Below are 24180 nucleotides of genomic sequence, written 5' to 3' on the forward strand. Positions count from 1 at the left end.
ATCGTCCAACCGCTGGGCGCGGCCACGTCGAAGTGGAGGTTGCTGCCCACCATGTTCAGCGCCGTGCTGATGTTCACAGTGAAGGAAAGCTGGGTCGGGGTGCCGCTGGCGAAAGTGGCGGTCGGGGTGGGCGGGGGGGTGGGGGTGGGGGGGGTCGCCGCGGGGCGCGGGGGGGCCGGGCGCGCTCCGGCCCTGGCTCAGCCTGATCACCGCCGCCCTGGGGCGGGCGCGGGAAGACCGCGGGACGGCGGGCCGCGTCCTGCTGGTCGTCGGGGCGGTCGGGGCGGCGCTGGCGCTGGCCGCCACCGGCCACGCCGCGACCGCGGAGCCGCGCTGGCTCAGCGTGCCGCTGGTCGCCTTGCACGGTCTGGCGGTGGCCTTCTGGATCGGCAGTTTCTGGCCGCTCGCCGTGCTGCTGCGGACGGAGCCGCCGTCCGAGTCGCTGCGGCTGGTCCGACGCTTCTCGGGCTGGGCGGTTCCGGCGGTGGCCGCTCTGCTGCTCGCCGGGGCGGGGCTGAGCGCGGTGCAACTCGCCGACCCGCGCGCCATCCTGACCACCGCCTACGGCCAGATCTGGACCGGCAAGATCGTCTGCGCGCTGGCCCTGCTGGCGCTGGCCGCCGTCAACCGCTGGCGACTGACGCCGCGGCTGGAGACCATGGGCGGACAGGCCGCGGCCCGGCTGCGCGCCAGCGTCCACACCGAGATGGTGGTGGCGGCGCTGGTCGTGCTGTTCACCGCCGGGCTGGGCACCACACCGCCGCCGCGCACCCAGGCCCCGCCGGTCTTCGCCGAGAAGCCGGCGGGCTTCAGCACCGCGGTCGTGGCGCGCGGGCGCACGGCCATCGTCACGGTGACCCCGGCGACGCCGGGAGCGAACCGCGTCGAGTTGCGCCTGACGGGACCGGACGGCGCGCCGGTCGACGCGCTGGAGGTGTCGGCGGAGCTGGCCCTGCCCGCCGCCGGGATCGAGGGCATCACCCGCCCCCTGCCCAAGCTGGCGCCCGGCGTCTACGCGGCGGATGGCGTGACCCTGCCGGTGGCCGGGGCCTGGGCGGTGCGGCTGGACGCGCTGGTCAGCGACTTCGAGAAGGTGCCCTTCCGCGCGGCGGTGCCAATCGGGCGCTGAGCCCGTTCAGGCCGGCGCGTCCGGCAGGATCACCGCGTCCTCCGCCCGGAAGGCGATGCGGGCGGGCTCGCCGGGGGTCAGCGGCGGCTCGTCGCCGAGATGCGGAACCTGGACGGTGATGCCGCCCTCCAGGAAGGCGTTGATGAAGGCGCCTTCGAAATCCCGATGGGTGACCCGCGCCTCCAGCGCGTTCTCCGCCCCCGCCCCCGCCGCCATGCGCTCCGGCCGGACGAACAGGGTGGCGCGGTCGCCGGGCGACAGGCGGCGCGGGTTGCGCCCGATCAGCCGACCGCGGGGCGTGTCCAGGGCGGCCAGCCCGTCCGCCGACTCGGCGACGGTGCCGGCGAAGCGGTTGTTCTCCCCCACGAAGGAGGCGACGAAGGCGGTTTCCGGATGGTCGTAGATGGCCCGGCCGTCGCCCACCTGCTCCAAGACGCCTTTGGACATCACGCCGATCCGGTCGGACATGGTCAGCGCCTCGCCCTGGTCGTGGGTGATGTAGATGAAGGTCACGCCGGTCCGCTTCTGCAGGTCGCGCAGTTCGGCGCGCATGTGCTGGCGCAGCTTGAGGTCCAGCGCCGACAGCGGCTCGTCCAGCAGCAGGACGGCGGGCTCCACGGCCAGCGCGCGGGCGATGGCGATGCGCTGGCGCTGGCCGCCCGACAGCTCCGTCACCTTCTTTTCCGCGGCGTCGGGCAGGGCCACGAGGTCGAGCAGCCGGCGCACCCGCCCCTGGCGCTCCGCCGAGGGCACGCCGCGCACCTCCAGCCCGAAGCCGATGTTCTCCGCCACCGTCATCAGCGGGAACAGGGCGAGGTTCTGGAAGATCAGCGCGGTCGGGCGCTTGTTCGGGCCGATGCCGCGCATGTCGCGGCCGCCGATGCGGATGGCGCCCTCCGTCGGTTCCATGAAGCCGGAGACCATGCGCAGGATGGTGGTCTTGCCGCAGCCCGACGGGCCGAGGAAGCTGAAGAATTCCCCCGCCCCGACCGTCAGCGACACGTCGCGGACGGCGGTGACGGAACCGAACCGCATGGTGACGGACTCGAGCTGGACGTCCTGACTCATAGGCACCTGAATGGAAAACGGGAATGCGCCAGCAGGCGCAACCCCCTCACCCTAACCCTCTCCCCAGAGGGGAGAGGGGACACTAGGGGGGCAAGAGAGGGGATTTATCACGCGGCCAGGAAGCGGTCCTGGTACTCGTTGCGGATGGAGACGTACCAGGCCTCCTGGATCGGCCACCACCACAGCTTTTGCAGCGCGTCGCCCGGATAGGCGTCGGCGAAGAACTGCTTGTTCAGGTCGGACAGATGCGCCTCCGCCCCGACCGCCGTGCTGGAGATGCCGGAATGGTTGGTGTAGAGGGCGCCCGCCTCCGGCGTGTAGAACCAGTTGATCCAGGCGTAGGCCTGCTCCAGGTTCGCCGCTTTGGCCGGGATCGCGAAGCCCTCCATCCAGGCCAGCGCCCCTTCCTTCGGCGCCAGGAAGCGGATCGGCAGCCCCTCCTTGCGCAGGGCGACCGCGGAGGAATCCCAGGTCTGGCCGATGACGCAGCCGTTGGTGCGGAAGGCGCCCTGGGCCTCGTTCTCGTTCGACCAGAACTGGCCGATCGCCTTCTTGTTGGCCGCGGCGACCTGAAGGATCGCGTCGAAGTTGGCGCGCGCCTTCGCCTCGTCCTTGAACTGATCGCGGATCGGGTGGGGCAGCTTGCCCTGGCCTTCCAGCCACAGGCCGATGCCGATCAGGCCGGAATGGCCGCGCACCGTCACCTTGCCGGTATGCTCCGGCTTCCACAGGTCGCCGTAGCTGGCGGTGCCGTAGGTCAGAGGCGCCTTGTTCATGTCATAGGCGATGGCCTCGGTCCCCCAGTCGGCGGGGGCGAAGAAGCGCTTGCCGCCGACCACGGCGCCCATGGCGGCGGAGCCCTCGACCGCCGACTTCAGGCAGCCGTCCCACTTGACCTTCGCCTCGTCCAGCGGCTGGACCAGCTCGAACTCCACATAGTTCGGCACGCGGTCCACCGTGGGGTGGATGATGTCGAAGCCGGCGCCGCCGGTGGCCTTGAGCTGGTTCAGCAGTTCGTCGTTGGTGCCGTACTCGGTCAGGGTGGCCTTGATGCCGGTCTTCTTCTCGAAGTCGGCCAGCATGTCCGGGCTGATGTAGCCGGCCCAGGAGAAGATCTTGACGCTGCCCGACGCGGCGCGGCCCTCGCGCAGGATGAAGGGGCCGACCGCGGCGACGCCCGCCGCGGCGGCGGTCCCCTGGAGCAGCAGGCGGCGGGTGAAGCCCTTGGCGGCGCGCTGCGTCTCGGCGCTGGAGCGCTGTTCCAGGCTGGTGGTTTCCGGAACCTTGGTCATGGCACCTGCTCTCCCCTTTTCTTATTGGCCCGAATTCATGCTGGCTTTGCCGGCGCGGGGCCGGACCTGCCGGACTCCGCCGCAGCGGCAACTGTGCCGCGATATCCGGGCGCCGTCCATGGCTCAAGCGGGAGTGGCCGCAAACTTCATCGGGCTGTAACGCCCCCGGACCGTCCGGGCGTTACATCACGTAGAAACGGGCCTTCACCGCCACGCCGTCGATGCCGCAGACCACGGTGCGGTTGCGCCCGCTGTTCTTGGCGAAGTAGAGCGATTCGTCGGCCCGCTTGATGAGATCGGCCACCGTCTCCGTCCCGTCCGCCGGGGAGATGCCGACGCTGACGGTGAAGGCGAACAGGGCGCCCTCGACGGTCCGGGCGGTCAGCGCCTCGGTCGCCACGCGGATCTCCTCGGCCTTGGCGATGGCCGTCTCCACCTGCGGGGCGGGCAGGACCATGCAGAACTCCTCCCCGCCCATGCGGCCGAGGAAGCCGCCGGGCGGGAGGCGGGACGCGCAGGTCTGGGCGAACAGCGTCAGCGCGAGGTCGCCGTTGGAGTGGCCGTAGGTGTCGTTGACGCGCTTGAAATGGTCGATGTCGAACAGCGCGACGGCGAAGGGCATGCCCTTGTCCGTTCCGTTTCCGCCTTGCAGCAGCCGGTGCTGCTGCTCCAGCCGCTCCATGAAGCGGCGGCGGTTCAGGACGCCGGTCAGGTAATCGGTGTTCAGCATCTCCGCCATCACCCGGTGGGTGCGGGTGATGCGTTCGCCGGCGCGCACGCGGGCGCGCAGCATCGGCATGTCGATGGGCTTGGTCAGGAACTCGTCGGCGCCGGCGTCGAACGCCTCGATCCGCCGCTGGGTGTCGTCGTCCGCGGTCATCAGGATGGAGAAGGTGCGGTGCTGGTCGTCCTCCGCCCGGATCAGCCAGCACAGCTCCAGCCCGTCCATCCGCGGCATCTCCAGGTCGGTGATCAGGATGTGGATGTCGTGGAGGTGGTAGAGGTCCAGCGCCTCCCGCCCGTCGCGGGCCAGCAGGACCCGGTACCCGTACGCCTCCAGGTGGTCCTTCAGGATCTTCCGGACAACGGAGGAGTCATCGGCGACGAGGACGTTCGTCTCCGCGGTTGAGCCGGACTTCATGGCAGCCACCCCTTGCAGGCAACAGCCGGGTGTTTACAAGGGTTTTGTATAAAATGCCATCATTTTTGCAGAGGGCTTTTCCAGGCGGTGCCCCCCCAGCCGCGGCGACAACTCGGCCGGCTCAGCTTTCCAGCATGCGGCGGAGAAGCTCGACGTCCTCGGCGAAGGCGGGGTCGGTGGTGCGCAGCTCCTCCACCTTCTTCACCGCGTGCATCACGGTGGTGTGGTCGCGCCCGCCGAACTTGCGCCCGATCTCCGGCAGGGAGCGGGCGGTGAGCTGCTTGGCGAGATACATGGCGACCTGGCGCGGGCGGGCCACGGCGCGGGCGCGGCGGGCCGAATGCATGTCGGCGACGCGGATGTTGAAATGCTCCGCCACCCGCTTCTGGATCTCGTCGATGGTGACGCGGCGGTCGTTGGCGCGCAGCAGGTCGTGCAGCACCTCCTGGGTCGATTCCAGCGAGATGGCCCGGCCGACCAGTTCGGCGTGCGCGACGATGCGGTTCAGCGCCCCTTCCAGCTCGCGCACGTTGGACGTGATCTTGTGGGCGAGGAACTCCAGCACCTTCAACGGGATGGCCGCGTTCAGCGCGTCCGCCTTGGCCTGGAGGATGCCCAGCCGCAGCTCGTAGGTGGTCGGGTGGATGTCCGCGACGAGGCCCCAGCCGAGGCGGGAGCGCAGCCGTTCCTCCATGCCTTCCAGGTCGGACGGGCTCTTGTCGGCGGAGATGATGACCTGTCGGTTCTGGTCCACCAGCGCGTTGAAGGTGTGGAAGAACTCCTCCTGGGTGCTGTCCTTGCCGCTGATGAACTGCACATCGTCGATCATCAGCACGTCCACCGAGCGGAACTGCTGCTTGAAGGCCATGGTGTCCTTGAAGCGCAACGCCCGGATGAACTGGTACATGAACTTTTCCGCCGACAGGTAGATCACCTTGCGGTTCGGATCGTTCCGCCGGATCTGCCAGGCGATGGCGTGCATCAGGTGGGTCTTGCCCAGCCCGACCCCGCCATAGAGGAACAGCGGGTTGAAGGTGACCGAGGTGGCGTCGGCGACGCGCCGGGCGGCGGCGTGGGCCAGCTCGTTCGGCTTGCCCACCACGAAATTCTCGAAGGTGAAGCGGGGGTCCAGCGGCGCGGAGATGTCGGTCCGGTCCTCCAGCACCGAGGCGACCGCCGTGGGCGACTCGTCCGACGCGAAGGAGGGCGGTCCCGCCGAATAGGAGGAGCCGATGTAGGAGGTGGCCCCATAGGAAGCGGATTGGCTGAGCGCCGCGGCCCGTGGGGCGGGCGCCGGGGGAACCTGGCCGCCGCCGACGGCGCCGTCGGCCGGATCGGAGTCGCGCGATGACTCGCTCGTGTCCTTGTCCGACGTCAGCATGGACGGGGCATTGGCCGAAGCGACCACGACGTCGATGGACAGGACGTCCGGATTCTCGCCGGCCCACAGGTTGCGGATGCGGTCGGCGTAGTGGGTCAGCACCCAGTCGCGCATGAAGCGGGTGGGCACGACGATGCGCACCTCTCCCCCGCGGATGCCGGCGAAGGAAAGCGGCTGCAGCCAGCTGCGGTAGGCGATCTCGCCCACCTCGTCCTTGAGGCGGCCCCGGATGCGGGCCCACTGCTGATCCAACGACGCGCCGACCGACATGCTTCCCCTACCCCGCTCCTTTCCCCCCGGACGGCCCCGCGCCGCAGGGGGCACCATCCCGCTCGACTTAACTTAAGTCCCTTAACACCCGACCCCTTAACTTAGGCCTCTTGCCTTCAAAACGTTCCTCTCCTGAAGACTCCAACGGTGGATGTCTCCCAATTGGGCGACAATATTATCCCTTCGGCGAAGTTGGACTCCGCCTTTGCCACGTCGAGTTTTAAGAAAAGCATCGCTCCAGGAGCAACGGGTTGTGTCGAGCTTCTTGAGCGTCCCGCAGCGTTGCCCGCCGCTTTGAACGGTTCCGTCCTTCAGCAAACGGCGCGTGACATCGAAGGCAACATCGGTGCGCCATTCCCAACGGATCGAAAGTCTAATCAGCCGCCCTCGCCGTGGCAATAGGACAGAAAGCGAACGGTCCGGACTGCGGCAAAAATCACGCAACCCCTCCGAACATCCACCCCTGCCCTCACGAAGGACCAGAACCGCCGGAAGCGAATCGTCGCCCAGCAGCCGCGATCCCCTGCCCAACCGGAGTTCTGCCGGAGGACTCGGAAAGAACGGAGACTGTACTTATCAAAAACGCAAAAAGCCGCGCCCAGACCTGGTGCGCGGCTTTATAACGCCGAGTAAACTCAGAGAGCCTTGATGCGGGCCGACAGGCGCGACAGCTTGCGCGACACGGTGTTCCTGTGCAGAACGCCCTTGGAGGCTCCACGCATCAGTTCCGGCTGCGCGGCCTTGAAAGCCTCAGCGGCTTCGGCCTTGTTGCCGGACGAGATCGCCGTCTCGACCTTCTTCACGAAGGTGCGGATACGGCTGACGCGGTTACGGTTGATCTCCGTACGACGCTCGGTTTGACGAATGCGCTTTTCAGCAGACTTATGATTGGCCATGAAAACCCTACTCCGGACGACACGCCTGTCCCAGTGCGAGGGGGCCTTATACGCTCCAGCCGAATGGGAGTCAAGGCGCCGTCCAACACTGTTTTTCGGCAAAGGAAAGATTACGAGATCTTGACGGATTTCTGGCCCTCCCCCGCTAGATACGGGGGAGGAGTCCGAGGATGTCAGCGATGCTTCCAATCCGGCTGACGCTTCTCGGCGAAGGCGGCCATGCCTTCCTTCTGGTCTTCGGTGGCGAAAGTGGAGTGGAAGATTCGGCGCTCCACCCGGATGCCCTCCGACATGGTCGTCTCGTAGGCGGCGTTGACGGCGTCCTTGGCCATCATGACGACCGGGCGGGAGAGCTTGGCGATCTTCTCGGCGACCTTCACCGCCTCGTCCACCAGCTCCGCCGCCGGCACGACGCGGCTGACGAGACCGGCGCGCTCGGCCTCGGCGGCGTCCATCAGGCGGCCGGTCAGGCACATCTCCATGGCCTTGGACTTGCCGACGAAGCGGGTCAGGCGCTGTGTGCCGCCGGCGCCGGGGATGGTGCCGATGGTGATCTCCGGCTGGCCGAACCTGGCGGTGTCGGCGGCCAGGATGAAGTCGGCCATCATCGCCAGCTCGCAGCCGCCGCCCAGCGCGTAGCCGGCGACCGCGGCGATGGTCGGCTTGCGGCACTTGGCCAGCCGCTCCCACTTGGCGGTGATGAAGTTGGCCTTGTAGACGTCCATGTAGGAGAAGTTCTGCATCTCCTTGATGTCGGCGCCGGCGGCGAAGGCCTTCTCCGAACCCGTGACCACGATGGCGCCGACGGAGTCGTCGGCCTCCAGCGCGTCCAGCGCCTGGCCCAGCTCGGTCACCAGCAGGTCGGACAGCGCGTTCAGCGCCTTGGGCCGGTTCAGCGTGACGAGCCCGACCGGTCCGCGGGTTTCGACGAGAATGGTTTCGTACGGCATGATGCAGCAGGCTCCCGTGGTTTGGCCCCCTCGCTCATGTCCGGGGGGCGTTCTGGTTTGCTCTTGGTCTCTTTTGCAGGGATCAGCGCGGAATCAGCGAGAAGCGAACGATCGTGGCCGCCGCCTTCTGGGCAGCGGCGCGGGCCGGCTCGACGAATTCCAGGCGCAGCTCCTCGCCCTCCCGCAGGAAGCTGGCGCTCCCGCCCGCCCGTTGCGGGGCGCGGCTCCAGCCGAGCTGCGGCATGGTCTGGTTGTAGAAGGACAGAACCGCGTTGCGGTCCATGGCGCCCGCCATGACGGACTGCGCGATGCGTCCGGCGGGCTTGTCGAAGACCAGCGGCGCCTCCTCGGCGGGGGCGAGGCCCGGCATGACCGGCACGTCCCCCATGCCTTCGACGTAACGGGCGGGGTCGGCCGCCCAGGCGGAAGAGGTTGCGGGCAATGGAACCCCGGCCAGACCCGCAAGGGCGGGGCCGGCGAGGAGGAGGGCGGCGAGCGCCGCCCTCGCGGTGGCCGATGGAGCCGTCATACCTTCCACCTATATCAACGCTGGCGTTGCGGACAATAGAAAGTCGAACGACCCGCCTGGACGATCCGGCGGATTCCCCCGGTCTTCGCGACGTCGCAGCCGCAGCCCGGACAGGGCGCGCCCTCGCGGTCGTAGACCGAGAACTGGTGCTGGAAATAGCCGAGTTCCCCCGACGCCTGCCGGTAATCGCGCAAACTGGATCCCCCCGCGGCGATGGCCCGCTCCAGCACCGCGCGGATCGCCGTGGCCAGCCGCTCCGCCTTCGCGCCGGTCACCGTGGCGGCGATGCGCGTGGGGCTGAGGCGGGCGAGGAACAGCGCTTCCGACACGTATATGTTGCCGAGCCCGGCGACCACGCTCTGGTCCAGCAGGGCGGCCTTGATGCTGGTCATCCGCCCGGCCAGCCGCGCGGCCAGCACCGGTCCGGAGAATTCGTTGCCCAGCGGCTCCGGCCCCAGCGCGCGCAGAAGCGGGTGCTCGGCGAGCGTCTCCGCCATGGCGAGGTCCATCAGGCCGAAGCGGCGGGCGTCGTTGAAGGTCACCACCGTCCCGGCGTCGGTCTCCAGCACGACATGGTCGTGGGCGCCCCAGGCGGCGGGCCGTTCCGGCGTGATGATCATGCGGCCCGACATGCCGAGATGGGCGATCAGCACCGTCCCATCGTCGAGATGGAGCAGGATGTATTTGGCGCGGCGGCGCACCGACTCGACGCGGCGCCCGGTCAGCCGCTCGCAGAAGCCGGCCGGAAAGGGAACGCGCAGGTTAGCGCGGCGCTGGAGCACCTGGACGAGCGTCCGCCCCTCCAGATGCGGGGCGAGGCCACGGCAGACGGTTTCGACTTCGGGAAGTTCGGGCATGATGGCAAGGAGGATGGTGGGAAGCGGCGGTTGACGCAAGGGGCACCGATTGACGCTCATCGGGGAGCGGGCCCCCTGGCGGCGGATGGAGGGCTCCCTCAACCCTCCGAACCGTCCACCAGCCTCCGCAAGGCCCGCGCCACCGCGGCGGCCGGGCCGGACCAGTCGCCGCTCCGGGTCTGGCGGAACAGGCGGGCGGTGGGATACCAGGGGCTGTCCTCCCGCCCCATCAACCAACGCCAATCCGGCGAGTGCGGCAGCACGACCCACACCGGCACCCCCAGCGCCCCGGCCAGATGCGCCGGCCCGGTGCAGGAGGAGATCACGAGGTCGAGGTTGCTCATGATCGCCGCGGTGTCGGCGAAATCGGCGATGTCCGGCCCCAGATCGATGAAGGAAGGTGGCATGTCCACCCCCTCCAGATCGTCCCGCCCCGGCCCTTTCTGAAGCCCGAAGAAGCGCACGCCCGGCACCTCCAGCACCGGCCGCAGCCCGGCCAGCCTGGGCGAGCGCTGCGCGTCGCCGTGAAAGGACGGGTTGCCCGCCCAGACCAGCCCGACCCGCAGCCCGACCCGCCGCTGGGCATCCGGCACCGCATCCCGCAGGCGGTGCGCCCAGCGACCGCGCCGCTCCTCGGGCGTGCCGAGATAGGGCACGCGGGCGGGGATCGCCTCAAGACTTGGGCAGAACAGGCCGGCGAGGCTCATCAGCGGAATCTGGACGTCGGTGTCGGGCAAGCCGCTTACGCCCGGAAAGTCGGGTGCCCGCGGGATCACCGTCACCCGCGCCGGATCGGTGCTGCGCTCCAGCAGCGGCAGGAGAGGACCGTGCACCTCCAGATAGACGCGCGCCGGGGCGGCTTGCAGCACATGATCCAGGAAGCGGATGAACTGGATGGTGTCGCCCAGCCCTTGCTCCGCATGGATCAGGATGGTCCGCCCCACCAGATCGGTGCCGTCCCAGAGCGGTTGGCGGAAGGGGCGGCGCTGCCCGGACAGGGCCTCGCTCCGCCAGCGCCACTCGTATTCCGCCCAGCCGGCGGCGTAATCGCCCAGACGCAGCAGCAGATGGGCCAGATTCCAATGGGCAACGGTCAGTTGCGGCGCCACGCGCAGAGCGCCGCGGAAGGCCTCCTCCGCCTCCCGCGGGCGGTCGAGATGCACCAGGGCATCGCCGCGGACGACCTGGGCTTCGCCCAGATCCGGGGCCAGCCGCAACGCCCGGTCGGCCAGCCGCAGCGCCCGCGCGTCCTCCCCGGTCTGGATGGCCAGCGCGCCGAGGTTGGACAGGGACGGCGCGTGCGCCGGATCGCAGGCCAGCGCCGCGCGGACGGCGGTCATCGCCTCCGCCCGCCGCCCTTGGGCGGTCAGCGCCAGCCCCAGCTTGGCATGGGCCTCCGCCTCCTGCGGAGCCAGGGCACAAGCCCGGCGGGCCAGCCGCTCCGCCGCCGCCGTGTCGCGCCCGTCGAGCCGGCACAGCGACAGGTTCCACAGCGCCAGGGCCTCCGCCGGACGGGCGGCCAGCAGCCCGCGGAACAGCCGGGCGGATTCCCCGGCCCGGTCATCGTGGTAGAGCGCCGCGGCGTGGGCGGAGAGGAGCGGCACACCCACCGCCTCCGCCACCGGGCGGGTGAGCCGTGCCACCGCCCCTTCCCCGTCCTCCAGGATCAGCCGGACGCGGGCGAGGTCGTAGCGCAGGCCCGGATTGTCGGGAACCAGCCCGATGGCCCCCACAAACAGCGCCGCCGCCAGTTTCGGCCGGTCCGTCTGGCCGTAGAGCACGCCCAGCAGATGCAGCGCGGTCGCCTGATTGGGATCGGCGTCGAGGATGCGGCCATAGAGGATCTCGGCCTCGGCCAGGCGGCCGGCCTCATGGTGATCGAAGGCGATGGCCAGGGCTTCCGCGATTGTCGCCATGTTTCCGTGCCGGACGGTGGGAGGGAGTGAAAGGGTTGGAGGAAGCGAAGGGTAGCAGAGCTATGGGAAAAGCGCGCGCGGCCGGTTGGCCACCGCGTCCGGCGGCGCCCGCCGGTTCCCCGCCGCCGTCGGCCGGAACCGGTGGGCCGAGGGGTACCAGGGCGAATCGTCCCGGCCGACCAGCCCGCGCCCGGCCGGCGAAGCCTGCGTTGATGATTGCGCCTCATGTGTTGACGATTGCGTCAACACATGAGGCAGCGTGGCGAACATCGGCTCGTTGCCGGTCCCCTGCCCCCGGACGAGAAGCCGACCGCCGCCCATCGGCTGAGGGAAGCGCCCGGCGGTGCGGCATCGGGGGTCGGCGGACCAGCGGTCCTCCCAGGCGATGGGCCGCTCGACCGGCGCGCAGCCCTCCTCCAGCCGCCCGCATTGGACGAGGAGGCCGCACAGATGGTCCCCATCGTCCGCCCGCGGGGACGGTGGCGAAGCCCGGGCGTGGGGGCAAGCCCGCAAAAACCGCGCGCCGGGGGTGCGTCACGGCAACGCCCCGGCTGGCGCAAGCCCAGGTCGCGCGCTATGTTGCGCGCCATGACCGATCCGCGCACCCCCTCCGCCCCGTCCCAGCCCGCAGCTCCGGCCCAGGCCACCGGCGTGTCCGCCGGGGCCGAAGGGAACTGGTTCGGCTACCGCCCCGTCGATCCCGACGCCAAGTCCGGCCTCGTCCGCGCCGTCTTCGACAGCGTGGCCGGGCGCTACGACCTGATGAACGACCTGATGTCGGGCGGCATCCACCGGCTGTGGAAGGACACGCTGATGGAGATGGTCGCCCCGCGCGCCGACATGACGCTGCTGGACGTGGCGGGCGGCACCGGCGACATCGCCTTCCGCTTCCTGGAGCGCGGCGGCGGGCGGGCCGTGGTCTGCGACATCACCGAGTCGATGGTCCGCGTCGGGCGCGACCGCTCCTATGACCGGAACCTGCTGACCGGCGTGAACTGGACGGTCGGCGACGCCGAAAGGCTGCCCATCGCCTCCCGTTCGGTGGACGCCTATACGATTGCGTTCGGCCTTCGCAACGTCACGCGCATCGACGCCGCGCTTTCCGAGGCGCGCCGCGTGTTGAAGCCCGGCGGAAAGTTCTTCTGCCTGGAGTTCAGCCACGTGGTCCTTCCGGTCCTGCGCGAGATCTACGACGTCTATTCCTTCCAGGTCCTGCCGCGGCTCGGCCGCATGGTGGCCGGGGACGAGGACAGCTACCGCTATCTGGCGGAGAGCATCCGCCGCTTCCCCGAGCAGCAGGCCCTGGTCAAGCGCATCGAGGCCGCGGGCTTCGGCGCGGTGCGCGTGCGCAACCTGACCGGCGGCATCGCCGCCATCCATTCCGGCTGGCGGATCTGACCGGATGCTGTTCCGGACCGCCCGAAACATCGGCCGCCTCTTCGTGATCGGCCGCACGCTGGCGCGCTACAACGCGCTGCCGGAAACGCTGCCGCAGACCGCCCCCGGCTTCGCCCTGTTCTGGCGCTGGGTCGGCAACGCCAAGGAGCCGGGCCGCGTCGGCCAGCGGCTGGCCCGCGCGCTGGCCGACCTGGGGCCGACCTACATCAAGCTGGGGCAGCTGCTGTCCACCCGCTCCGACCTCGTCGGCGAGCGGATGGCGCTCGATCTGGCCGAGCTTCAGGACAAGCTGCCGCCCTTCCCAGGATCGCAGGCCCGCGCCATCGTGGAGGAGGAGCTGGGCGCCCCCATCGGGACGCTGTTCCGCAGCTTCGACGAGGTGCCGGTCGCCGCCGCCTCCATCGCGCAGGTGCATTTCGCCGTCACCGCCGAGGGGCGGGAGGTCGCGGTGAAGGTTCTGCGGCCGGGCATCGAGAACGCCTTCGAGCGGGACATCGACCTGTTCTACTGGCTGGCCGAGCTGGCCGTCATGGTCATGCCCAAGCTGAAGCGCCTGCGCCCGCGCGAGGTGGTGGACACCTTCGCCCGCACCTCCCGCCTGGAGATGGAGCTGCGGATGGAAGCCGCGGCGGCGTCGGAGCTGGGCGATAACTTCAAGGACGACCCGACCTTCAACGTTCCGGCCATCGACTGGGACCGCACGGCGCGCCGCGTCCTGACGCTGGAACGCATCCGCGGCTTCAAGGTGGACGAGTCGGAAAGGCTCGACGCCGCCGGCTACGACCGCGACGAGATTTTGGCCAAGGCCTCGGCCAGCTTCTTCAACCAGGTGTTCCGCGACGGCTTCTTCCACGCCGACCTGCATCCAGGCAACCTGTTCGTCACCCAGGACGGCAACATCACCGCCGTCGATTTCGGCATCATGGGCCGGCTGGACCGGGCGACGCGGACCTACCTCGCCGACATGCTCATCGGCTTCCTGACCGGCGACTACCGCCGCGTCGCCGTGGTGCATTTCGAGGCGGGCTACGTCCCCCGCCACCAGTCGATCGAAGTCTTCACCCAAGCCTGCCGCGCCATCGGCGAGCCGTTGCAGAACAAGCCGCTGAGCGAAATCTCCGTCGGCCGGCTGCTCGCCCAGCTTTTCGCGGTGACCGAGCAGTTCGAGATGGAGACCCAGCCGCAGCTCCTCCTGCTCCAGAAGAGCATGCTGACGGCGGAGGGGGTGGGCCGCATCCTGAACCCGAACATCAACATGTGGGAGCTGGCGCGCCCGCTGATCGAGGACTGGATGCGCGAGAACCGCGGGCCGGAAGCCCAGATCCTTGACGATCTGGAGGCCATGGTGTCGACGGTGCGCCGCCTGCCCCGGCTGGTGAACCAGGCCGAACGCGCCGCCGCCGAGCTGGCCGACGGTGGCCTGCGCCTGCACCCCCATTCGATCAAGCACATGCTCGACCGCTGGGTGGAGCGCCGGATCAGCGAGCGCGTCGCCCTGTGGATCATCGTCGTCCTGCTGACGGTGATCGCGGTCCGGGTGCTGTAGGGCCTTTTTCCACGGCGCGCGGAAGGGGTGCGGCGGCGTGCCCCTCCCCCTTGGGCGTCGTTGACCCCGCTGGCACCCGGCGGGACACTGGAGTCGTCGCAACCGTTCGCGGAGGGAAGCCATGGCCCGCGACGAATTCCAGGCGCTTCTGACCTACATCCGAACCGACCAGCTCCAGCCGCACCGGCCCCGCTCCGGCCCGCTGGAGTCCATGCCCCCCGTCGTCACCATCGCCCGCGAGCACGGAACCGGCGGCGAGGCGATCGCGGCGAAACTCGCCGAGTCGCTGGGGGTGCCCTGCTTCGACAAGGAAATCCTCGACGCCGTGGTGGCGACGGCCACCTCCGACCCGACGCTGATGCGCCAGCTCGACGAGAAGCTGCCGGGGCGGGCGGGGATGTTCCTCTACGCCAGCCTGATGGGGCTGCACGACCCGCTGACCGAGTACCAGCGGCTGCTGACCCGCGTGGTCAACGGCATCGCCTTCCGCGGCGGGGTGATCGTCGGGCGCGGGGCGCATCTGCTGCTGCGCGGGGCACCGCGTTTCCGCGTCCGCATCGTCGGCTCGGACGAGGTCTGCGCCGCGCGGCTGGCCGGCGGCGATCCCGCCAAGGTCGCCGACGCGCTGCACGAGGTGCAGCGGGTCAACGCCGCCCGCGCCAAGTATTTCAAGGAGTTCTTCAAAATCTCCAACGGCGATCCGCTGCAGTACGACCTGATCGTCAACACCGACCGCTTCACCGACCTGGACGCCGTGGTCGAGGTGATCCTGCACGCCTACCGGGTCCATGGCGGGCAAATCCATGGCGGACATGCGGAGGCTCACCCGCCCTCCTCGATCCACCAGGACTCGACCAGCGGGCCGTAGAGGGGCGTCGCCTCCGGGTGCTTCAGCCGCGACCAGCGGGCCATGCGGTCGGCCGGGCTGTGGAACAGCGGCACCATGTAATGGCCCCACAGCAGCACCCGGTCGAGCGCGCGGACGCAGGCCACGAGGTCGGCGCGCGTCCGCGCCTCGGCGATGGAGGCGGCGATGGCGTCCACCACCGGGTCGCGGATGCCGGGATAGTTGCGGCTGCCCGGCTGGTCCGCCGCCTCGGACCCGTAATAATAGAGCTGCTCGTTGCCCGGCGAGAGGCTGGAAACCCACCAGCGCAGGGTCATGTCGAAGTCGAAATGATCAAGCCGCCCCTGATACTGCGCGTTGTCCACCGTGCGCACCGTGGCGGCGATGCCCAGCCGCTCCAGCGAGCGGGCGTATTCCAGCGCCACCCGCTCGTCCGCCGGGTTGCCCAGCAGGATTTCGAAGGCGAAGGGACGCCCCGCCCCATCGGTCAGCCGCCCGCCGCTCACCCGCCAGCCGGCCTCGGCCAGCAGGCGCAACGCCTCGCGCCGATTGCCGCGCGCCCCCGTCGGGCCGCTGCCGTCGGTGTGCGGCAGGGTGAAGGGGTCTGTGAACAGCGCCGGCGGCAGGCGGTCGCGGAAGGGCTCCAGCACCGTCCGCTCCTCCGGCCCCGGCAGGCCCTCCGCCGCCAGTTCGGAGTTCGGGTAGTAGCTGGCGGTGCGGACCAGAGCGCCGTGGAACAGCGTCTTGCCGATCCAGGCGAAATCGGTGGCGAGGCCGAGCGCCCGCCGCACCCGGATGTCCTGGAACGGGGGGCGGCGGGTGTTGAAGATCAGGCCGCGGGCGAACTCCGGGCGGCGGTGCGGCAACTCCTCCAGCACGATCCGCCCTTCGCGCAGCGCCGGGCCGTCGTAGCCGGTGGCCCATTTGGCGGGATCGGATTCGCGCCGCACGTCGCCCTGGCCGGCCAGGAACGCCTCCAGAGCCACCGAGTCGTCGCGGTAATAGGTGAAATCCAGCGCATCGAAATTGAACAGCCCGCGCCGCGACGGCAGGTCCCGCCCCCAGTAATCGGCCACCCGCTCGTAGACGATGCGCCGCCCGGCTTCCGCCTGTTCGACCCGGTAGGGGCCGCTGCCCAGCGGCGGGTCGAGCGTCGTGGCGGCGAAGTCCCGGCCCGCCCACCACGCCTTGGCGTGGATCGGCATCAGCCCCATCAGCAGCGGCATCTCGCGGTCGAAACGCCCGTCCGGGCCGGGGGCGAAGGCGAAGCGGACGGTGCGCTCGTCCGGCGCCTCCGCGCTCGCCACCTTGGCGTAATACTGGCGGCGGTTCGGCGTGCCGTGGGCGCGCTGGACCTCCAGCGAGAACAGCACGTCGGCGGCGGTCACCGGCGTTCCGTCGTGCCAGCGCGCGGCCGGGTTCAGGTGGAAGACGGCGGCGCCCCGGTCCTCCGGCACCTCCAGGCTCTCGGCCAGCAGGCCGTAGAGCGAGAAGGGCTCGTCCCACGCGCGGGCCAGCATCGTTTCGAAGACGAAACCAAGCCCCAGCGCGGGCACCCCCTTGACCACATGGGGGTTCAGCGTGTCGAAGCCGCCGGTCACCGCCTGGCGCAGCGTGCCGCCCTTGGGCGCGTCGGGATTGACGTAGGCGAAATGCGCGAAGCCCGATGGATAGGCGGGGTCGCCATGCATGGCGATGGCATGGACAGCCGTCGCGGGGGGCTCGGCCCGCGCCGCAAGGGGAAAAAAGGCGAGACAGAGCAGCGCAAAGAGGATGCAGGGCATGGCAAAGGCTCGTCCCTTTGCCGCACCTGCGCAAGTGGCTTTGACTTATGCCCGCATCTGCCTAAACTCCGCGCGCGCGGCGCCGGGAGCTTTGGCCCGCGTCCACAACCAAGCGCAACCCGCTTTTGCAGTCGAAGGATGGTTTTCCATGGATCTCAGCAAGGTTCCGGTCGGCAAGAACGCCCCGTGGGACGTGAACGTGGTCATCGAGATCCCGTTGCGCGGCGAGCCGGTGAAGTACGAGATCGACAAGGAGTCGGGCGCGATGTTCGTCGACCGCTTCCTGCACACCGCCATGTACTACCCCTGCAACTACGGCTTCATCCCGCACACCCTGTCGGGTGACGGCGACCCGGTGGACGTCTGCGTGGTCGGCCGCCATTCGGTCATCCCGGGCGCCGTGCTGCGCTCGCGCCCGATCGGCGTGCTGTTCATGGAGGACGAGGGCGGCGAGGACGAGAAGCTGCTGGCCGTTCCGGTCGACAAGCTGCACCCGTTCTACAGCAACGTGAAGTCCTACAAGGACCTGCCGGAGATCACCACCGAGCAGATCGCCCACTTCTTCCAGCACTACAAGGATCTGGAAAAGAACAAGTGGGTGAAGATCCTGCGCTGGGGCGACGAACAGGAAGCCGCCAGGAAGATCCAGGAAGGCATGGAGCGCGCCGCCGCCGCCACCAAGGGCCAGCCCGGCCCGGTGGTCTGACGCGCCTCTCGACTGGACGGGTTGCAAGGGCCGGCTCCGCAGCGCGGGGCCGGTCCTGCAACGCGGACCGGCCCCGCTTTCTCCCTTACCCGATCAGGGCAGCGACTTCTCCACCGAGGTCACCGCCTCCTTCAGGATCTCCGCGCTGCGCTTCAGCGCCGCGGCCTCCGCCTCCGACAGGTCGGGCATCACCGTCTCCAGGACGCCGCCCGCCCCGATCACCCGCGGCAGCGACAGCGCCACGTCCGGCACGCCCAGAACCTCGTCGTTGATGATGGAGCAGGTCAGCACCGCCCGCTCGTCCCCGGCAATCGCCGCCACGATGCGCGACAGGCCTCCGGCGATGCCGAAGGCGGTGTGGCCCTTGCCGTCGATGATGTGATAGGCGGCGCGGCGCACGCCCTCGTCGATGGCGGCGCGGTCCTCCGCGGTCAGAGGGCGCTTCAGCCGCTCGGCGCCGCGGTCCACCGGCAGTCCGGCCACGGAGGCGCCCGACCACAGCAGGACCTCCGAATCGCCATGCTCGCCCACCACATGGGCGTGCACCGACTTCGGCGTCACCCCCAGCCGGTCGGCCAGCAGCGCGCGGAACCGCGCGGTGTCGAGGATCGTCCCGGAGCCGATCACCCGCGACGGCGGCAGGCCGGAGATGCGGGTGGCGATCTGCGTCATCACGTCCAGCGGGTTGGTCGCCACCAGCAGGATGGCGTCGGGCGCCGCCGCCAGCACCGCCGGGATGATGGCGCCGAACACCGCCGCGTTGCGCTCCAGCAGTTGCAGGCGCGTCTCGCCGGGGCGCTGCGCCACGCCGGCGGCCAGCACCACCACGCCGGCTCCGGCCAGCGCCGCGTAGCCGCCCTGGCGCACCTGGGCGGCGCGGGCGAAGGGCACGGCGTGGGCGATGTCCTGCGCCTGGGCCGCGGCCAGCTTCTCGTTCATGTCGACCAGCACGACCTCGCTGGCCGCACCGCTCATCACCATGGCGAATCCGGCGGTGGCGCCCACCGCGCCGGCCCCGACGATCCCGACCTTCATGGCTCCCGCTCCCTGTTTTTTTCCGTTGAGGGTCAACAGGGTGGAGCATCGCGCCCGCCCGCTCAAGCCCCGATGCGCCATGGGGATACCGCTGCGGAAGGGGGCGCGACAAAGGGCGCCTGTACAAAGGTATGACCAATGTGTATGTTGCACCGCAACATGAGCGGCGATCGGTCGCGTTCCCGTCCTGCGATTGCCTCCTTACCGCTGATTGCAACTCGATGGCCCCGGTCCGATCTTTAGCGGAATGGCGGCTGTTCGAGCCTTGCTGTGTGAGACGAACCCCGGAACCCGGCCATGACCGTTCGCAACCTCGACCGCCTGTTCAAGCCCGCATCCATCGCCTTGATCGGGGCGACCCGAAAGCCGAACACCATCGGCGCCGTGGTGGCCCGCAACCTGTTCAACGCCGGGTTCGACGGCCCGATCATGCCGGTGACCGGCGAGCGCGCGGTCGAGGGGGTGCTGACCTACAAGACGGTGGACGATCTGCCGGTCACGCCGGATCTGGCGGTGATCTGCACCCCGGCCGCCACGGTGCCCGCCACCATCGAGGCGCTGGGCAAGCGCGGAACCAAGGCGGCCATCGTCATCTCCAGCGGCTTCTCCAAGGAGCAGATCCAGACCCTGCGCGAGGCGGCGAAGCCCCACCTGATGCGCGTCCTGGGTCCCAACAGCCTGGGCATCATGGTGCCGGGCCGCGGATTGAACGCCAGCTTCGGCCATGTCACGCCGAAGAAGGGCGACGTGGCCCTGGTGGCGCAGTCCTCCATGGTGGTGACCTCGATCGCCGACTGGGCGACGGCACGGGGAATCGGCTTCTCGCACCTGATCTCGATGGGCGACAAGGCGGACGTCGATTTCGGCGACCTGCTCGACTATCTGGCCGGCGACGCCAACGTGCGCGCCATCCTGCTCTACATCGAGAGCATCAGCGACGCGCGGAAGTTCATGTCGGCGGCGCGCTCCGCCGCCCGCCAGAAGCCGGTGATCGTCATCAAGTCCGGCCGCACCGACGAGGCGCTGGAGGCCTCGACCTCCCACACCGGGGCGCTGGCGGTGTCCGACGCGGTCTATGACGCCGCCTTCCGCCGCGCCGGCATCCTGCGCGTCAGCGGCCTGGACGAGCTGTTCGACGCGGTGGGCACGCTGGGCACCGGGTCGCCGATCACCGGCGACCGGCTGGCCATCCTGACCAACGGCGGCGGCATGGGCGTGATGGCGACCGACAGCCTGATCCTGTCCGGCGGGCGGCTGGCCCAGTTCGCGCCGGAGACGATGGACGCGCTGGAGAAGGCGCTGGGCGCCGGCAGCGCCCGCAACCCGCTGCGCATCGGGGGCGACGCCCCGCCCAAGCGCTACGCCGACGCGCTGAACGCGCTGATGGCCGATCCGAACAACGACGCCGTTCTGGTGCTGAACTGCCCGACCGCGGTGACCGACGGGCTGGCCGCCGCGCAGGCGGTGGTCGACACCATGATCGCCAACAAGACGCGCAAGCACCCGGTGCTGACGAGCTGGCTGGGCGACAACACGGCGGCGGAGGCGCGCAAGCTGTTCGCCGCCAACCGCGTCCCCACCTACGACACGCCCAGCCACGCGGTGCGCGCCTTCCTGCATCTGGTGGAATACCGCCGGAACCAGGAGCTGCTGATGGAGACGCCGCCGTCGGTGCCGGAGGATTTCCAGCCCGACGGCATCACGGTGCGCAAGATCATCTCCCGCGCCATCGCCGAAAAGCGCGACTGGCTGAGCGAGTATGAGGCCAAGCGCGTGCTCGCCGCCTACGGCGTCCCCGTGGTCGACACCCGCCGCGCCGACACGCCGGAGGAGGCCGCCCACTGCGCCGAGATGATCGGCGGGCCGCTGGCGCTGAAGATCCTGTCGCCGGACATCACCCACAAGTCGGATGTCGGCGGCGTCGCCCTGCACCTGACCGAGCCGGCGGAGGTCAAGGCCGAGGCCGAGGCCATGCTGGCCCGCGTGCGCGAGGCGGTGCCCGACGCCCGCATCGAGGGCTTCACCGTCCAGGAGATGGCGGTGCGCGCCGACGCCTACGAGCTGATCGTCGGCATGACGGAAAACGAGCTGTTTGGCCCCGTCCTGCTGTTCGGCGAAGGCGGCATCGGTGTGGAGGTGGTGGAGGACTATGCGCTGGCATTGCCGCCGCTGAACATGAAGCTGGCGACCGAGCTGATGGGCCGCACCCGCATCTGGCGGCAGTTGCAGGGCTACCGCTCGCGCGCCGCGGTCGATCTGGAGGCGGTGGCGCTGACGCTGAACAAGATTTCCCAGCTCATCGTCGATTTCCCGGAGATCGCCGAGCTGGACGTCAACCCGCTGCTCGCCGACGCGGAAGGCGTGCTGGCGCTCGACGCCCGCATCAAGGTCGGCGTCCCGGCCCTGCCCGGCGCCAAGCGGCTGGCCATCCGCCCCTACCCCAAGGGGCTGGAGGACCGCATCACCATCAAGGACGGCCGCCAGTTCGTCGTCCGCCCCATCCTGCCGGAGGACGAGCCGCTGGTGCACCACATGGTGGCCAACCAGACGCAGGAGGACTTGCGGCTGCGCTTCTTCGCGCCGCTGAAGCGGCTGTCGCATCAGGCCGCCGCCCGTTTGACCCAGATGGATTATGACCGCGAGATGGGTCTGGTCGCCGTCGGGCCGGACCCGGAGACCGGCGACACCATCATGTACGGCGTGGTGCGCATCACCGCCGACCCCGACAACCTGCGCGCCGAATACGCCGTGATGGTGCGGTCGGACATGAAGGGCCAGGGGCTGGGCTACCAGCTGATGAACAAGATCCTGGATTACGCCCGCTCCCGCGGGATCAAGGAGGTCTACGGCGAGGTCCTGCGCGAGAACACCAGCATGCTCGGCATGTGCCGCGCCCTGGGTTTCATCCGCAAGGAGAACCTGGACGAGCCCGGCGTGGTCGAGGTCCGGATCGAGCTGGGCGGCGGGCTGGCCGCGAAATAGCCGCGGCGGCCCCTTGGACGACGCCCACTTGGAAGCGACGGGGGAGAGGGCCATACTCATGGGCATGAGCGATCCGGCACCCCGCGCGATGACCGTGGAGGAGTTCCTCGTCTGGAACGACGGAACGGACACCCGCTATGAGCTGGACGGCGGCCAACCCGTCGCCATGACGCCGCCGTCCGACGCGCACGCTCTTCTCGCGGCCAACATCGTCGTCGAGTTCGGGAAACACCTCCGCTCGCCCTGCCGGGCGCGGGTCGAAGCCGGCATCCGTCTGCCCGACCGTGACGATGCCTGGTTTCAGGCCGATGTCGCCATGGCGTGTGGACCGACATCGAGCAAGCCGGGGACGGTGGACCCGACGATCATCGTCGAGATCCTGTCGCCGTCCACCGCCCAGTTCGACCGTGGCCGGAAGCTGGCGATCTACCGGGAAATCCCGTCAGTGCAGGAAATCCTGCTGCTCGACTCGACGAAGCGCTACGCCGAGCTGTGGCACCGCGAGGACGAGCGGAGTTGGGTGGTCCGCGACGTCATCGGCGGCGGGACGCTGCGCTTTCCCTCGGTCGGGATCGAGATCCCGATGGCCGCCCTGTATGAGGGCGTCCTCTAGACGCCCTCTCCCACCGCCTTACAGCAGCGTTTCCAGGACGCGGTCGGGCGGGGCGTGGCCGTCCGCGAAGGTCTTGATGTTGATGATGACCTTCTCGCCCATGTCGATCCGGCCCTCGATGGTGGCGGAGCCCATGTGCGGCAGCAGGACCACGTTGTCGAGCCGCAGCAGCTTCGGGTTCACCGCCGGCTCATGCTCGAACACGTCCAGGCCGGCGCCGGCGATCTCGCCCTTCGACAGCATCCGGGTCAGCGCCGTCTCGTCGATGACCTCGCCGCGCGAGGTGTTGACGATGAAGCAGTGCGGACGCAGCAGCTTCAGCCGGCGCTCCGACAGCAGATGGTAGGTGGCCGGGGTGTGCGGGCAGTTGATGGACACCACGTCCATGCGCGCCAGCATCTGGTCCAGGCTGTCCCAATAGGTCGCCTCGAGCTCCTGCTCGACGTCCGGATAGACGCGGCGGCGGTTGTGGTAGTGGATCGACATGCCGAAGGCCCGCGCCCGGCGCGCCAGCGCCTGCCCGATTCGGCCCATGCCGAGAATGCCCAGCCGCTTGCCCTGGATGCGGTGGCCGAGCATCGTCGTCGGCCCCCACCCCTTCCACTGGCCGGAACGGACCAGCCGCTCGCCTTCCGCCAGCCGGCGGCCAACCGCCAGCAGCAGGGCCATGGTCATGTCCGCCGTGTCCTCGGTCAGGACGCCCGGCGTGTTGGTGACGCTGATGCCGCGCTCCCGCGCCGCCTTCAGGTCGATGTGGTCCACACCCGTCCCGAAGGAGGCGATGAGGCGGAGCTGCGGCCCGGCCTTCTCGATCACCTCGCGGTCGATCCGGTCGGTGACGGTGGGAACCAGCACGTCGGCCACCTGCGCCACCTCGATGAGCTGCGCGTGGGTCAAGGGCTCGTCGTCGGAATTCAGCCGTGCGTCGAACAGCTCCATCATCCGCGTCTCGATGACGTCGGGCAATTTCCGGGTGACGACGACGAGCGGCTTCTTCTTTTCGGTCATTGGACGGTGCCTCCCCCATTCCGGGCCGACGCTTGTCCTATCAAGCGGTTGGGAAGCTGTCCAGATGGCAGTGACGATTCGGCGCGCCGTAGGGCTCCATGATGTGACAAGAGCCACCGCGAGGCCGCCGCCCGCGCCTTGGGCTTGCCCCTGGCGGCTACCCCTAATTATAGTGCTTCCGACTCAAATCCATCCGATCTCCACAGCACGGGGCTGCCGGTGTTGCCGTTGCCGACGACGTCTGCCATCCGCCGCGCGCTTGCCATCCTGGCGCTGGCTGTTGCCACTCTGGCCACCACCACCCCGGTCACGTCCTCCGCCGGCGCGTCCGAGGGCGGGCGGCGGGAGAAGGACCCGACCCACGCCTCGGGCCTGCCGATCCCCCGTTTCGTGTCGCTGCGCTCGGGCGAGGTGAACGCGCGCACCGGCCCCAACGTGCGCTACCCCATCGAATGGGTGTTCACCCGCAAGGAAATGCCGGTGGAGATCACCCAGGAATTCGACACCTGGCGCCGCATCCGCGACTGGGAAGGCAGCGAGGGCTGGGTGCACCAGAGCATGCTGTCGGGCAAGCGCAGCATCGTCATCACCGGCGACGTCCGCACCGTCCGCAAGGAGCCGCACGGCGACGCCGCCGTCGTGGCCCGCGCCCAGCCGGGCGTGATCGGCTGGCTGCGCAAGTGCAAGGGCGAATGGTGCGAGGTCGACCTCAAGGGCTATCGCGGCTGGATGAGCCGCGGCGAATTCTGGGGCGCCTACAAGGACGAGACGTTCGAGTAGCGGGGGCGGCGGCTTGCCCCCACCCTTCCCTCCTTCACACAACTTGAGGCGC

Annotated in this window: 20 protein-coding genes; 8 read left to right on the forward strand and 12 right to left on the reverse strand. The window is 69.6% G+C overall.

Annotation, left to right across the window (positions count from 1 at the left end):
* Positions 1 to 343: 343 nt before the first annotated feature.
* Positions 344 to 1129 carry a FixH family protein gene (locus tag GBZ26_RS10765; RefSeq protein ID WP_174438828.1) on the forward strand — a complete coding sequence of 262 codons (786 nt, stop codon included), beginning with the start codon at positions 344 to 346 and terminating at the stop codon, positions 1127 to 1129.
* A gap of 6 nt (positions 1130 to 1135) precedes the next feature.
* On the opposite strand, the gene GBZ26_RS10770 is transcribed toward GBZ26_RS10765, so the two are convergent.
* The 9 genes from GBZ26_RS10770 to GBZ26_RS10810 all read right to left on the reverse strand — a co-directional run bounded on the left by GBZ26_RS10770 (position 1136) and on the right by GBZ26_RS10810 (position 11429).
* Positions 1136 to 2197, reverse strand: coding sequence for an ABC transporter ATP-binding protein (locus GBZ26_RS10770; RefSeq protein ID WP_174438829.1), 1062 nt, complete (start codon positions 2195 to 2197; stop codon positions 1136 to 1138).
* Between the two features lie 107 nt (positions 2198 to 2304).
* Complete coding sequence (locus tag GBZ26_RS10775; RefSeq protein WP_174438830.1) at positions 2305 to 3489, reverse strand: extracellular solute-binding protein; 1185 nt, start codon at positions 3487 to 3489, stop codon at positions 2305 to 2307.
* A 181-nt stretch (positions 3490 to 3670) separates the two neighbouring features.
* Positions 3671 to 4630, reverse strand: coding sequence for a GGDEF domain-containing protein (locus GBZ26_RS10780; protein ID WP_174438831.1), 960 nt, complete (start codon positions 4628 to 4630; stop codon positions 3671 to 3673).
* Positions 4631 to 4751: 121 nt separating this feature from the next.
* Positions 4752 to 6281, reverse strand: coding sequence for a chromosomal replication initiator protein DnaA (dnaA, locus tag GBZ26_RS10785; protein ID WP_174438832.1), 1530 nt, complete (start codon positions 6279 to 6281; stop codon positions 4752 to 4754).
* Between the two features lie 635 nt (positions 6282 to 6916).
* Positions 6917 to 7177, reverse strand: a complete 261-nt coding sequence (gene rpsT / locus GBZ26_RS10790; protein ID WP_174438833.1) for a 30S ribosomal protein S20 — start codon at positions 7175 to 7177, stop codon at positions 6917 to 6919.
* Positions 7178 to 7350: 173 nt separating this feature from the next.
* Positions 7351 to 8127 (reverse strand): enoyl-CoA hydratase, encoded by a 777-nt coding sequence (locus tag GBZ26_RS10795; protein ID WP_174438834.1) that lies wholly within the window; start codon positions 8125 to 8127, stop codon positions 7351 to 7353.
* Between the two features lie 82 nt (positions 8128 to 8209).
* Positions 8210 to 8656, reverse strand: coding sequence for a hypothetical protein (locus GBZ26_RS10800; RefSeq protein ID WP_174438835.1), 447 nt, complete (start codon positions 8654 to 8656; stop codon positions 8210 to 8212).
* Between the two features lie 14 nt (positions 8657 to 8670).
* Positions 8671 to 9513, reverse strand: coding sequence for a bifunctional DNA-formamidopyrimidine glycosylase/DNA-(apurinic or apyrimidinic site) lyase (mutM, locus tag GBZ26_RS10805; protein ID WP_174438836.1), 843 nt, complete (start codon positions 9511 to 9513; stop codon positions 8671 to 8673).
* Positions 9514 to 9611: 98 nt separating this feature from the next.
* Positions 9612 to 11429 carry a tetratricopeptide repeat protein gene (locus tag GBZ26_RS10810; protein WP_174438837.1) on the reverse strand — a complete coding sequence of 606 codons (1818 nt, stop codon included), beginning with the start codon at positions 11427 to 11429 and terminating at the stop codon, positions 9612 to 9614.
* Between the two features lie 588 nt (positions 11430 to 12017).
* On the opposite strand from GBZ26_RS10810, the gene GBZ26_RS10815 reads away from it, so the two are divergent.
* The 3 genes from GBZ26_RS10815 (at position 12018) to GBZ26_RS10825 (ending at position 15241) form a co-directional block, all read left to right on the forward strand.
* Positions 12018 to 12827, forward strand: a complete 810-nt coding sequence (locus tag GBZ26_RS10815; protein ID WP_246472384.1) for a class I SAM-dependent methyltransferase — start codon at positions 12018 to 12020, stop codon at positions 12825 to 12827.
* Between the two features lie 4 nt (positions 12828 to 12831).
* Complete coding sequence (gene ubiB / locus GBZ26_RS10820; protein ID WP_246653504.1) at positions 12832 to 14373, forward strand: 2-polyprenylphenol 6-hydroxylase; 1542 nt, start codon at positions 12832 to 12834, stop codon at positions 14371 to 14373.
* A 121-nt stretch (positions 14374 to 14494) separates the two neighbouring features.
* Complete coding sequence (locus GBZ26_RS10825; RefSeq protein ID WP_174438838.1) at positions 14495 to 15241, forward strand: cytidylate kinase-like family protein; 747 nt, start codon at positions 14495 to 14497, stop codon at positions 15239 to 15241.
* On the opposite strand, the gene GBZ26_RS10830 is transcribed toward GBZ26_RS10825, so the two are convergent.
* Complete coding sequence (locus tag GBZ26_RS10830) at positions 15196 to 17004, reverse strand: extracellular solute-binding protein (RefSeq protein ID WP_174438839.1); 1809 nt, start codon at positions 17002 to 17004, stop codon at positions 15196 to 15198. The genes GBZ26_RS10825 and GBZ26_RS10830 overlap by 46 nt on opposite strands.
* 148 nt (positions 17005 to 17152) lie before the next feature.
* Here GBZ26_RS10830 and ppa point away from each other — a divergent pair, with 148 nt between their 5' ends.
* Positions 17153 to 17710 (forward strand): inorganic diphosphatase, encoded by a 558-nt coding sequence (gene ppa / locus GBZ26_RS10835; RefSeq protein WP_174438840.1) that lies wholly within the window; start codon positions 17153 to 17155, stop codon positions 17708 to 17710.
* Positions 17711 to 17803: 93 nt separating this feature from the next.
* Here the strand turns inward: ppa and GBZ26_RS10840 are convergent, their stop codons facing one another.
* Positions 17804 to 18745 (reverse strand): L-lactate dehydrogenase, encoded by a 942-nt coding sequence (locus GBZ26_RS10840; protein WP_174438841.1) that lies wholly within the window; start codon positions 18743 to 18745, stop codon positions 17804 to 17806.
* Positions 18746 to 19042: 297 nt separating this feature from the next.
* Here GBZ26_RS10840 and GBZ26_RS10845 point away from each other — a divergent pair, with 297 nt between their 5' ends.
* Complete coding sequence (locus GBZ26_RS10845) at positions 19043 to 21727, forward strand: bifunctional acetate--CoA ligase family protein/GNAT family N-acetyltransferase (protein WP_174438842.1); 2685 nt, start codon at positions 19043 to 19045, stop codon at positions 21725 to 21727.
* Between the two features lie 58 nt (positions 21728 to 21785).
* The gene (locus GBZ26_RS10850; RefSeq protein ID WP_174438843.1) at positions 21786 to 22340 is read left to right on the forward strand and encodes a Uma2 family endonuclease; all 555 of its coding nucleotides are present in this window, start codon (positions 21786 to 21788) and stop codon (positions 22338 to 22340) included.
* Positions 22341 to 22358: 18 nt separating this feature from the next.
* Here GBZ26_RS10850 and GBZ26_RS10855 read toward each other — a convergent pair whose 3' ends face one another.
* Positions 22359 to 23348 carry a 2-hydroxyacid dehydrogenase gene (locus tag GBZ26_RS10855; protein WP_174438844.1) on the reverse strand — a complete coding sequence of 330 codons (990 nt, stop codon included), beginning with the start codon at positions 23346 to 23348 and terminating at the stop codon, positions 22359 to 22361.
* A 219-nt stretch (positions 23349 to 23567) separates the two neighbouring features.
* Here GBZ26_RS10855 and GBZ26_RS10860 point away from each other — a divergent pair, with 219 nt between their 5' ends.
* Complete coding sequence (locus tag GBZ26_RS10860; RefSeq protein ID WP_174438845.1) at positions 23568 to 24128, forward strand: SH3 domain-containing protein; 561 nt, start codon at positions 23568 to 23570, stop codon at positions 24126 to 24128.
* The last annotated feature ends 52 nt before the right edge of the window (positions 24129 to 24180 follow it).

Origin of the sequence: Azospirillum formosense (assembly GCF_013340925.1) — a bacterium.
GTDB lineage: Bacteria > Pseudomonadota > Alphaproteobacteria > Azospirillales > Azospirillaceae > Azospirillum > Azospirillum formosense.

What these genes read in the sequence shown, in the direction of transcription:
- dnaA (WP_174438832.1), bottom strand. Translation starts at nt 6,281, where the DNA reads ATGTCGGTCGGCGCGTCGTTGGATCAGCAGTGGGCCCGCATCCGGGGC.
- GBZ26_RS10780 (WP_174438831.1), bottom strand. Translation starts at nt 4,630, where the DNA reads ATGAAGTCCGGCTCAACCGCGGAGACGAACGTCCTCGTCGCCGATGAC.
- GBZ26_RS10770 (WP_174438829.1), bottom strand. Translation starts at nt 2,197, where the DNA reads ATGAGTCAGGACGTCCAGCTCGAGTCCGTCACCATGCGGTTCGGTTCC.
- rpsT (WP_174438833.1), bottom strand. Translation starts at nt 7,177, where the DNA reads ATGGCCAATCATAAGTCTGCTGAAAAGCGCATTCGTCAAACCGAGCGT.
- GBZ26_RS10850 (WP_174438843.1), top strand. Translation starts at nt 21,786, where the DNA reads ATGGGCATGAGCGATCCGGCACCCCGCGCGATGACCGTGGAGGAGTTC.
- GBZ26_RS10810 (WP_174438837.1), bottom strand. Translation starts at nt 11,429, where the DNA reads ATGGCGACAATCGCGGAAGCCCTGGCCATCGCCTTCGATCACCATGAG.
- ppa (WP_174438840.1), top strand. Translation starts at nt 17,153, where the DNA reads ATGGATCTCAGCAAGGTTCCGGTCGGCAAGAACGCCCCGTGGGACGTG.
- GBZ26_RS10800 (WP_174438835.1), bottom strand. Translation starts at nt 8,656, where the DNA reads ATGACGGCTCCATCGGCCACCGCGAGGGCGGCGCTCGCCGCCCTCCTC.
- ubiB (WP_246653504.1), top strand. Translation starts at nt 12,832, where the DNA reads ATGCTGTTCCGGACCGCCCGAAACATCGGCCGCCTCTTCGTGATCGGC.
- GBZ26_RS10795 (WP_174438834.1), bottom strand. Translation starts at nt 8,127, where the DNA reads ATGCCGTACGAAACCATTCTCGTCGAAACCCGCGGACCGGTCGGGCTC.
- GBZ26_RS10845 (WP_174438842.1), top strand. Translation starts at nt 19,043, where the DNA reads ATGACCGTTCGCAACCTCGACCGCCTGTTCAAGCCCGCATCCATCGCC.
- GBZ26_RS10815 (WP_246472384.1), top strand. Translation starts at nt 12,018, where the DNA reads ATGACCGATCCGCGCACCCCCTCCGCCCCGTCCCAGCCCGCAGCTCCG.
- GBZ26_RS10830 (WP_174438839.1), bottom strand. Translation starts at nt 17,004, where the DNA reads ATGCCCTGCATCCTCTTTGCGCTGCTCTGTCTCGCCTTTTTTCCCCTT.
- mutM (WP_174438836.1), bottom strand. Translation starts at nt 9,513, where the DNA reads ATGCCCGAACTTCCCGAAGTCGAAACCGTCTGCCGTGGCCTCGCCCCG.
- GBZ26_RS10840 (WP_174438841.1), bottom strand. Translation starts at nt 18,745, where the DNA reads ATGAAGGTCGGGATCGTCGGGGCCGGCGCGGTGGGCGCCACCGCCGGA.
- GBZ26_RS10775 (WP_174438830.1), bottom strand. Translation starts at nt 3,489, where the DNA reads ATGACCAAGGTTCCGGAAACCACCAGCCTGGAACAGCGCTCCAGCGCC.
- GBZ26_RS10825 (WP_174438838.1), top strand. Translation starts at nt 14,495, where the DNA reads ATGGCCCGCGACGAATTCCAGGCGCTTCTGACCTACATCCGAACCGAC.
- GBZ26_RS10855 (WP_174438844.1), bottom strand. Translation starts at nt 23,348, where the DNA reads ATGACCGAAAAGAAGAAGCCGCTCGTCGTCGTCACCCGGAAATTGCCC.